This is a genomic window from Synechococcus sp. GFB01, from assembly GCF_001039265.1.
In the GTDB taxonomy this organism is placed as follows: domain Bacteria; phylum Cyanobacteriota; class Cyanobacteriia; order PCC-6307; family Cyanobiaceae; genus NIES-981.
Map to the genome: position 1 here is coordinate 1 of NZ_LFEK01000080.1, position 7832 is coordinate 7832.

Consider the following 7832-nt stretch of genomic DNA (forward strand, 5'->3'; position numbering starts at 1 on the left):
CGTAGCGCAGGGCGCGGATGCCGCAGCCGGCCATGGCGTCGAGCACCCGCAGGGGGCTCGCCCCCCTGCCGATACGCCAGCCGGCGCGCCAGCAGCACCCCCAGATCGCGGGACGGGCGGGAATCGACGCGGAAAAAGCCCGAACCCGGCTGCAGTCGGGCCGCCCCTTCGCAATAGTGGCCGTCAGACGTCGCGTTCAGGGGCCCTGCGGTGGCTCGTCCAGCCCAGACTGCCCCGGCGGCGGTTCCGCCCGCGGCGCCGCCGGAGCCGGCTGCCGGGACGGGCTGGGGCCGCCATGCCCACTGGCAGTGGCACGGCCTCAGCTGCCACTGGCGGGTGCTGGGGGATCCCGGCCATCCACCGCTGGTGCTGGTGCATGGCTTCGCGGCCGGCAGCGGCCACTGGCGCCGCAATGCCGAAACCCTGGCGGCCGCCGGCTGGCGGGTGTTCGCCGTGGATCTGGTGGGCTTCGGCGCCTCCAGCCAGCCGGCGCTGCGCCTCGACAACCGCCTCTGGGCCCGGCAGCTGCGCGCCTTCCTGATGGAGGTGGTGCAGGCCCCGGCCGTGCTCGTGGGCCATTCGCTGGGAGGGCTGGTGGCGCTCAGCTGCGCCGTGTTCTTCCCCGGCTGGGTGCGGGCGGTGGTGGCGGCGCCCCTGCCGGATCCGGCCCTGCTGATGGCGCCGCGCCGCTGGCCGCCGSSGCGCCGGCCCTGGCGCAGGCGGCTGAAACGCGCCCTGGTGGAGCTGCTCTGCCGGCTGCTGCCGCTGGAGCTGATCGTGCCGCTGCTGGCCCACTCGCCACTGCTGGCACTCGGCATCCAGAGCGCCTATGCCTCCGTGGTGCTCGACGACCGGGAGCTGCAGCGGCTGATCGCCCGTCCGGCCCGGCGCCCGGGGGCTGTCCGCAGCTGCGGGCGATGAGCATCGCCATGGCCCTGAGGCCCGCCGCCGCCACCGCCCCAGCGCTGCTGCGGCGCCTGCGCCGGCCGCTGCTGCTGATCTGGGGCGGCGCGACCAGCTGGTGCCGCTGCGGGTGGCCGAGCAGGTGCGGCGCCTGCGAGGGAGCTGCCCCTGGAGGTACTGGCCGGCTGCGGCCACTGCCCCSCCCCCACGACGAGGATCCCCAGGCCTTCAACGCCGCCGTGCTGCGCTGGCTGGGGCAACTGCCCGGGGCCGGCGGCTGACGGGCCCGCCGCGTAACTTGGTCGCATCCGCCTGGGTTCCCAGGTCTCCTCCCCCCATCTCCACGGCACATCCGGCAATGAAGCACACCCTCTCGGTGCTGGTGGAGGACGAATCGGGGGCGCTGAGCCGCATCTCCGGGCTCTTCGCGCGCCGCGGCTTCAACATCGAGAGCCTGGCTGTGGGCCCGGCCGAGAAGGGCGGCATGTCGCGCCTCACGATGGTGGTGGAGGGCGACGACCGCACCCTCGAGCAGATGACCAAGCAGCTCGACAAGCTGGTGAACGTGCTCGGCGTGATCGATCTCTCCACGATCCCCGCCGTGGAGCGGGAGCTGATGCTGCTCAAGGTGGCCGCGCCGGCCCGGCACCGCGGCGAGATCCTGGAACTGGTGCAGGTGTTCCGGGCGAAGGTGGTGGATGTGGCCGACGAGGCCCTCACCCTCGAGGTGGTGGGCGACCCCGGCAAGCTCGTGGCCCTGGAGCGGCTGATGGAGCCCTACGGCATCCTCGAGATCGCCCGCACCGGCAAGGTGGCGCTGGAGCGGGCCTCGGGTGTGAACACCGAATTCCTCAAGGCCACCAGCTCCGACAAGCGCGTGCCGGCCTAGGAGATCGTCGGCCTACGGCCGACCCTGCACCAGGGTGCCCCCTTCAACCACGGTGGCCTTGATCAGCTTGTCGCCCAGCTGGATGCGGTCGACCACATCCATGCCCTGAATGACACGCCCGAACACGGCATAGCGGCCGTCGAGCTCGGGCAGGGCCTCCAGGGCGATGTAGAACTGCGCGCTGGCGGAGTTGGGATCCGCCGAGCGGGCCATCGCCACCGCGCCGCGCTGATGCGGCAGGTCCAGCTGGCGGGTGATGTCGGCAACGGTGCTCACCTCGCCGTAGCGGGGTTCGGCTTCACCCTTGCGCTTGATCTCGAGCGGAATCAGCCGGCTTTCGCCGCTGGCGGGATCCACGAAGCTGCCGCTGCCCAGCTGACCGGCCGGCACCATCGGGTTGGCGCTGAGCGGATCGCCCCCCTGCACCACGAACGGGCTGGGCTCCCGCACCACCCGGTGGAACACGGTGCCGTTGTAGACGCCACGGCGCACCAGATCCACGAAGTTGCCGGCAGTGAGAGGGGCGGCGCGGCCATCGAGCGCCAGCCTCACCGTGCCGCGGCTGGTCTGGAGCTCCACCACCGCCGGGCCGCGCAGGCAGGGGGTCTGGGCGGCCGCGCAGCCGAGCTGGCCGCCACCGCCCTCGGCGCTGCAGGCCCCCAGAGCCAGCCCGAGCGTGAGGGCCAGCACCAGGGTGGGCAGCACGGCCAGCCGGCGGGGCAGGGAGAGCAGCATGGTGTTCCTCCCGGGCTCAGAGGCCCTCAAGGGGAACCTCCAGGAAGCGGGCCAGCTGGGCACCGGTCATTTCCAGATCGGCCAGCGGCAGCGGCTCTCCCACCCGGGTGAGGGGCAGGTCGCGGCGGCCCTGCACCCGCAGGGCCAGGCGGCGCCGGGGATTGAGGCCATCCCTCACCTCCACCTTCACCGCCTGGATCTCCCGCAGCGGGATCTCCACGGAGATCTCCTGGCGGAAGCCGCGGCGGCTGATCAGCGCCTGGCCGGCCGCGCGGTCGAACCGGTTGAAGCCCGCACCCACATCGATGCCGATCACTGTCCAGAGGTAGGTGGCCAGCAGCAGGGCGGCCAGCCCGTAGAGCCCCATCACCAGACCCTGCGGCACCCAGGAGAGCTCGGCCGGGTGGCCGATCGGCAGCAGGTCTCGGCCCAGGCGGCTGGAGAGGCTGGTGAGCAGAAAGCCGAGTCCGCCGGTGGTCACGGCGGCGGCCACCAGGATGTTGGAGAGGCGGCGGGAGCCGAGCACGGGCTGCTCGAGCACCTGCTGCGGGCGCGGACCGGAGTCTGCCTTGGACACCGCCATCGAAGCCGTCGGAACGATCAGATCACGCCATCCTGACGCGGGGCCCGCCCACCGGGCCGAAGAATCGGAAGAAATACCTAAAACGCTGACCAGGGCTGGGATGTCAGCCCGTTGCAGCACGCCTCGCGGTGGCCGGCAACGTTGTTACCATCCCCCGGTAACCCACAGCTCGCGGGTTTCCCGCACCGCTCATTTCCCACCCATGACGATCGCTGTAGGGCGCGCGCCGCAGCGGGGATGGTTCGACGTCCTCGATGACTGGCTCAAGCGCGACCGTTTCGTTTTTGTCGGGTGGTCGGGTCTGCTGCTCTTCCCCACTGCCTATCTGGCACTGGGGGGCTGGCTGACCGGCACCACCTTCGCTACCTCCTGGTACACCCACGGCATTGCCAGCTCCTACCTGGAGGGCTGCAACTTCCTCACCGCTGCGGTGAGCAGCCCGGCCGATGCCATGGGCCACAGCCTGCTGCTGCTCTGGGGTCCGGAAGCCCAGGGTGACTTCGTGCGCTGGGTGCAGCTCGGAGGCCTCTGGCCCTTCGTGGCCCTGCACGGCGCCTTCGCCCTGATCGGCTTCATGCTGCGTCAGTTCGAGATCGCCCGTCTGGTCGGCATCCGCCCCTACAACGCCATCGCCTTCTCCGGCCCGATCGCGGTGTTCGTCAGCGTCTTCCTGATGTACCCGCTCGGTCAGAGCAGTTGGTTCTTCGCGCCCAGCTTCGGGGTGGCGGCGATCTTCCGCTTCCTGCTCTTCCTGCAGGGCTTCCACAACTGGACCCTGAACCCCTTCCACATGATGGGCGTGGCCGGCATCCTCGGCGGCGCGCTGCTCTGCGCCATCCACGGCGCCACGGTGGAGAACACCCTCTTCGAGGACGGCGAGCAGGCCAACACCTTCCGCGCCTTCGAACCCACCCAGGAGGAGGAGACCTACTCGATGGTCACCGCCAACCGCTTCTGGAGCCAGATCTTCGGGATCGCCTTCTCCAACAAGCGCTGGCTGCACTTCTTCATGCTGTTCGTGCCGGTGATGGGTCTGTGGACCAGCAGCATCGGCATCATCGGTCTGGCCCTCAACCTGCGCGCTACGACTTCGTGTCGCAGGAGATCCGCGCCGCCGAGGACCCCGAGTTCGAGACCTTCTACACCAAGAACATCCTGCTGAACGAAGGTCTGCGCGCCTGGATGGCGCCGGCTGACCAGCCGCACGAAAACTTCGTCTTCCCTGAAGAGGTACTGCCGCGCGGCAACGCTCTCTGATCGGCTGACGCCAGCGGCTCTTCCGCTCGCTCCTCAAGCACCCCCTCGCGGGGGTGCTTTTGTTTTGGTTACGCTCCGGTGGTTCGGTCAGCAGTGGCGTGGCGCCCGCTTCGGGGGGTCGCCGAAGGCGTCGCCGGCTGGCTTTATCCCCACAGGAGGAGGTGTCCGTGAGCCACAGTCAACGCATGCAGGGTCTGCTGATCGCGGAGAAGGCCGGCTGATTTCGGCGCCTTTGTCCTGATCCATCGGTTCCGCGACGGATGCGGACCCGGCGAGAGCCCCCGGAAGCCAGGCCAGCCCTGGTTTCCGGGGGCATCGTTCTTGTTTGGCCTGCTCCTTGTTCTGGGCCGGCCCTCGCTCTGGCACAGCAACCATGGATGAGGCATCGCTCTGCTGGATCATGTGGTTGGCGCATTGCGCCCATTTCCGTGTGAGGAACCCATGAAACTCTTCCAGCAACTGCTGGTTGCTCCTGCGGCTCTCGGACTCCTGGCCCCCATGGCCGTGTCCGCCGCTGAACTCAACCTGGACGGCGTCAACCAGTACGCCTCCGAGGAGCAAGTCACCAGCATCTCCCAGTTCGGCGATGTGAAGCCCACCGACTGGGCCTACCAGGCGCTCTCCAACCTGATCGAGCGCTACGGCTGCGTGGCCGGCTACCCCGATGGCACCTACCGGGGCCAGAAGGCCATGACCCGCTTTGAGGCGGCCGCCCTTCTGAACGCCTGCCTCGACCGCGTCACCGAGGTGACCGACGAGCTGAAGCGCCTGATGGCCGAGTTCGAGAAGGAACTCGCCATCCTCAAGGGCCGCGTGGATGGCCTCGAGGCCAAGGTGGGCGAACTGGAGGCCAACCAGTTCTCCACCACCACCAAGCTGAACGGTAAGGCCACCATGGTGCTGGGCGGTGCCGCCGATCCGCTCTACGGTGCGGAAGAGAACAAGCTCTTCGGCGACCCCAAGGCTGACAACGTCACCTTCAACTACGACGTTCAGCTGAACCTGGACACCAGCTTCACCGGTAAGGACCTGCTCCGCACCCGTCTGCGGGCTGGCAACTTTGCCGACTCCATCTTCGGTAACGACAACACCACCATGGAGGTGGCGTTCCAGGAGGATGACGGTGACGATGTGGTCGGCATCAACCGTCTCTTCTACCAGTTCCCGATCGGCGACAACTTCACCGCCACCTTCGGTGCCAAGGTCCGTCAGGACGACATGCTGGCCATGTGGCCCAGCGCCTATCCGGCTGACACGATCCTCGACATCTTCACCTACGCCGGTGCCCGCAGCACCTACAGCCTGAACCTGGGTGGTGGTGCAGGTCTGTGGTGGAAGAAGAACGGCTGGAGCATCAGCGCTGCCTACGTTTCCAACGAGAACGCAGCTCAGAACTCCTTCATCGGTGCCGGTGAGGATTACACCGCCACGGCTCAGCTTGGTTACGCCGCTGAGAACTGGGGCATCGCCGCGGCTTACACCTTCTCTGACTTCGGCACCTATTTCGGCTTCAGTCCGGATACGGTCAACAGCGCTGGCGTGAGCGCCTACTGGCAGCCCAAGCAGGCCAGCTGGTTCCCCTCGATCAGCGCTGGCGCCGGCTGGGATGATCAGTTCGATGGCGACAACTACAGCTGGATGGTCGGCCTGCAGTGGGCTGATGCCTTCATGAAGGGCAACGCCCTCGGCGCGGCCGTCGGCAGCGCCGGTCAAATTGGCTCCTTCGGTACCAAAGGAATCTGGTTCGAAGATGCCGAAGAGACCCTGGCTGTTGAACTCTGGTACAAGTTCCAGGTCACCGACAACATCAGCGTGACCCCCGCCGTGTTCTATATCCAGAACGACAACGGCTTCGACGACACCGTCGGCGGTCTGGTCAAGACCACCTTCAAGTTCTGATCCCAGGATCAGCTCGGGCTGGTTACCTCACACATCACCAGCCCTTCGTCCTCCACTTCTCATCCCCCGTCCTCCCTCGACCCCGGCTTCGGCCGGGGTTTTTTCTTGGCCGTCATCCGCCTCGGCGCCCCGTAGGCTGCCAGCAGGCGCAGATGATGCGGGAGGGCGGCCTCTGGCGGTTGACGATCCCTATGCCGTGCTGGGCGTCTCACGCCAGGCCACGGCCGCCGAGATCAAGGCGGCCTACCGCGCCCTGGTCAAGCGGCACCACCCCGATGCCGGTGGTGACGATCAGCGCATCCTGGCGCTCAATGCCGCCTGGGAGGTGCTCGGTGATGCCGAGAGCCGCCGGCGCTTCGACCGTCAGATCGGCCAGCCTCATGCCGCCGGCGCCCGGCCTCGGCCGACGCCAGGGCCTCAGGCCAGTCGGAGCCGGTCAAGGCCAGTGAGCAGGAGCTCCTCGACTGGCTGCAGCAGGTTGTGGCCCCCATCGATCGCCTGCTCGGTCAGGTGATCAATCCCTTTCCCGCCGAACTCAGGGCCCTCGCCGCCGATCCCTACGACGATGAGTTGATGGAGCACTTCTGCGCCTTCCTGCAGAGCAGCCAGTCTCGCCTGGCTCGGGTGGAAACCCTCTACCGTTCCCATGCCTGCCCGGCGGGACTTGAGGCGTTCAGCCTTGATCTCTATCACTGCCTCAGCCTGGTGAAGGACGCTCTTACCGATCTGGAGCGCTACACCCTGGGCTACGTGGATTCCTATCTGCGCGATGGCCGCGAGCTGCTGCGCAAGGCACAGGCCCGCCGCCGCCAACTTCAGTCCGAATCCCGCCAGCTGCGCCGCTGAGCTCAGCCCGGGAAGGGTTCGAGCTGATCCAGCCGCAGCCACACATCGGGAACCGGCCGCCGCCAGCGCAGCTGGGCGTAGGCGCCCTGCACCGCCAGGATCTCGCCGGGGCCCTCGAAGATGTAGGCGGGCGCTTCGCTGTCGCTGGCGCGGGCCTCGAGGCTGCTGCGGTAGGCATCGCGATTCACTCGCACCAGGGCGCCCTTCTTGAACGTTGCGGGGGCGGTGGTTTCGGCGGCCATCACTGCACGGCGGATAGCCTGAAGGTTAGGTGCTGCCTGCCGCCAGATGCGCTTGCTGTTGCTGGGCTGCTCGGGCTTCGTGGGACGTGAGCTGGTGCCCTATCTGCTCGAGCTGGGCCATGAGCTCACCCTCGTCAGCCGGCGGCAGCAGCCCTTCCCCCAGCTCACCGGTGAGCGCTTCAGCAGCCTGCAGCTCGATCCGGCCGACCCGGCCAGCTGGCAGCACGACCGGCTCGATGCCGCCCTTGCCCGCGCCGAAGGGGTGGTGAACCTGGCCGGTGAGCCGATCGCCGATCAGCGCTGGACTGCGGCCCACCGCCAACGGCTGTTCGACAGCCGCGTGCGTACCACGGAGTTGCTCGTGGCAGCCATGACCAGGTTGSGGCATCCTGTGCTCCTCAGCGCGATGTCTTCAATACGTAGTTTATACGTCATATCAGACATGGGGCCGATCGTCCATATTGTCCGTGTCGAGAGC

Annotated in this window: 10 protein-coding genes and 1 pseudogene; 8 read left to right on the forward strand and 3 right to left on the reverse strand. The window is 68.0% G+C overall.

The window, feature by feature from the left end; translation table 11 throughout:
* The first annotated feature begins 210 nt into the window (after positions 1-210).
* From SYNGFB01_RS16425 to ilvN, 3 genes are all read left to right on the forward strand, one after another.
* Complete coding sequence (locus SYNGFB01_RS16425) at positions 211-921, forward strand: alpha/beta fold hydrolase (protein ID WP_369795532.1); 711 nt, start codon at positions 211-213, stop codon at positions 919-921.
* The gene (locus SYNGFB01_RS16430; RefSeq protein ID WP_369795533.1) at positions 918-1184 is read left to right on the forward strand and encodes a hypothetical protein; all 267 of its coding nucleotides are present in this window, start codon (positions 918-920) and stop codon (positions 1182-1184) included. Before SYNGFB01_RS16425 ends, SYNGFB01_RS16430 begins: the two co-directional genes overlap by 4 nt.
* 77 nt (positions 1185-1261) lie before the next feature.
* Entirely contained in the window at positions 1262-1792 is a 531-nt protein-coding gene (ilvN, locus tag SYNGFB01_RS09260) for an acetolactate synthase small subunit (protein WP_048017816.1), read from the forward strand.
* A 12-nt stretch (positions 1793-1804) separates the two neighbouring features.
* On the opposite strand, the gene SYNGFB01_RS09265 is transcribed toward ilvN, so the two are convergent.
* Both SYNGFB01_RS09265 and SYNGFB01_RS09270 read right to left on the reverse strand, forming a co-directional pair.
* Entirely contained in the window at positions 1805-2527 is a 723-nt protein-coding gene (locus SYNGFB01_RS09265) for a peptidylprolyl isomerase (RefSeq protein ID WP_048017817.1), read from the reverse strand.
* A gap of 16 nt (positions 2528-2543) precedes the next feature.
* Complete coding sequence (locus SYNGFB01_RS09270) at positions 2544-3110, reverse strand: photosystem I assembly protein Ycf4 (RefSeq protein WP_048017818.1); 567 nt, start codon at positions 3108-3110, stop codon at positions 2544-2546.
* Positions 3111-3312: 202 nt separating this feature from the next.
* Here SYNGFB01_RS09270 and psbD point away from each other — a divergent pair.
* The 4 genes and pseudogenes from psbD (at position 3313) to SYNGFB01_RS15540 (ending at position 7112) form a co-directional block, all read left to right on the forward strand.
* Positions 3313-4367, forward strand: a pseudogene (gene psbD, locus SYNGFB01_RS09275) (photosystem II D2 protein (photosystem q(a) protein)).
* A 441-nt stretch (positions 4368-4808) separates the two neighbouring features.
* Complete coding sequence (locus SYNGFB01_RS09280; protein ID WP_048017819.1) at positions 4809-6266, forward strand: iron uptake porin; 1458 nt, start codon at positions 4809-4811, stop codon at positions 6264-6266.
* 196 nt (positions 6267-6462) lie between these two features.
* Positions 6463-6780, forward strand: a complete 318-nt coding sequence (locus tag SYNGFB01_RS15535) for a J domain-containing protein (protein ID WP_235300090.1) — start codon at positions 6463-6465, stop codon at positions 6778-6780.
* Positions 6747-7112, forward strand: a complete 366-nt coding sequence (locus tag SYNGFB01_RS15540) for a hypothetical protein (protein ID WP_235300091.1) — start codon at positions 6747-6749, stop codon at positions 7110-7112. The genes SYNGFB01_RS15535 and SYNGFB01_RS15540 overlap by 34 nt, the downstream gene beginning before the upstream one ends.
* A 2-nt stretch (positions 7113-7114) precedes the next feature.
* Here SYNGFB01_RS15540 and ndhO read toward each other — a convergent pair whose 3' ends face one another.
* On the reverse strand, positions 7115-7354 hold the full coding sequence (ndhO, locus tag SYNGFB01_RS09290) for an NAD(P)H-quinone oxidoreductase subunit O (RefSeq protein WP_048016533.1): 240 nt from the start codon (positions 7352-7354) through the stop codon (positions 7115-7117).
* A 46-nt stretch (positions 7355-7400) separates the two neighbouring features.
* Here ndhO and SYNGFB01_RS13300 point away from each other — a divergent pair.
* The coding region (locus SYNGFB01_RS13300; protein WP_152669605.1) for an NAD-dependent epimerase/dehydratase family protein at positions 7401-7832 on the forward strand (432 nt) is incomplete at its 3' end.

What these genes read in the sequence shown, in the direction of transcription:
- ndhO (WP_048016533.1), bottom strand. Translation starts at nt 7,354, where the DNA reads ATGGCCGCCGAAACCACCGCCCCCGCAACGTTCAAGAAGGGCGCCCTG.
- SYNGFB01_RS09280 (WP_048017819.1), top strand. Translation starts at nt 4,809, where the DNA reads ATGAAACTCTTCCAGCAACTGCTGGTTGCTCCTGCGGCTCTCGGACTC.
- SYNGFB01_RS09265 (WP_048017817.1), bottom strand. Translation starts at nt 2,527, where the DNA reads ATGCTGCTCTCCCTGCCCCGCCGGCTGGCCGTGCTGCCCACCCTGGTG.
- ilvN (WP_048017816.1), top strand. Translation starts at nt 1,262, where the DNA reads ATGAAGCACACCCTCTCGGTGCTGGTGGAGGACGAATCGGGGGCGCTG.
- SYNGFB01_RS09270 (WP_048017818.1), bottom strand. Translation starts at nt 3,110, where the DNA reads ATGGCGGTGTCCAAGGCAGACTCCGGTCCGCGCCCGCAGCAGGTGCTC.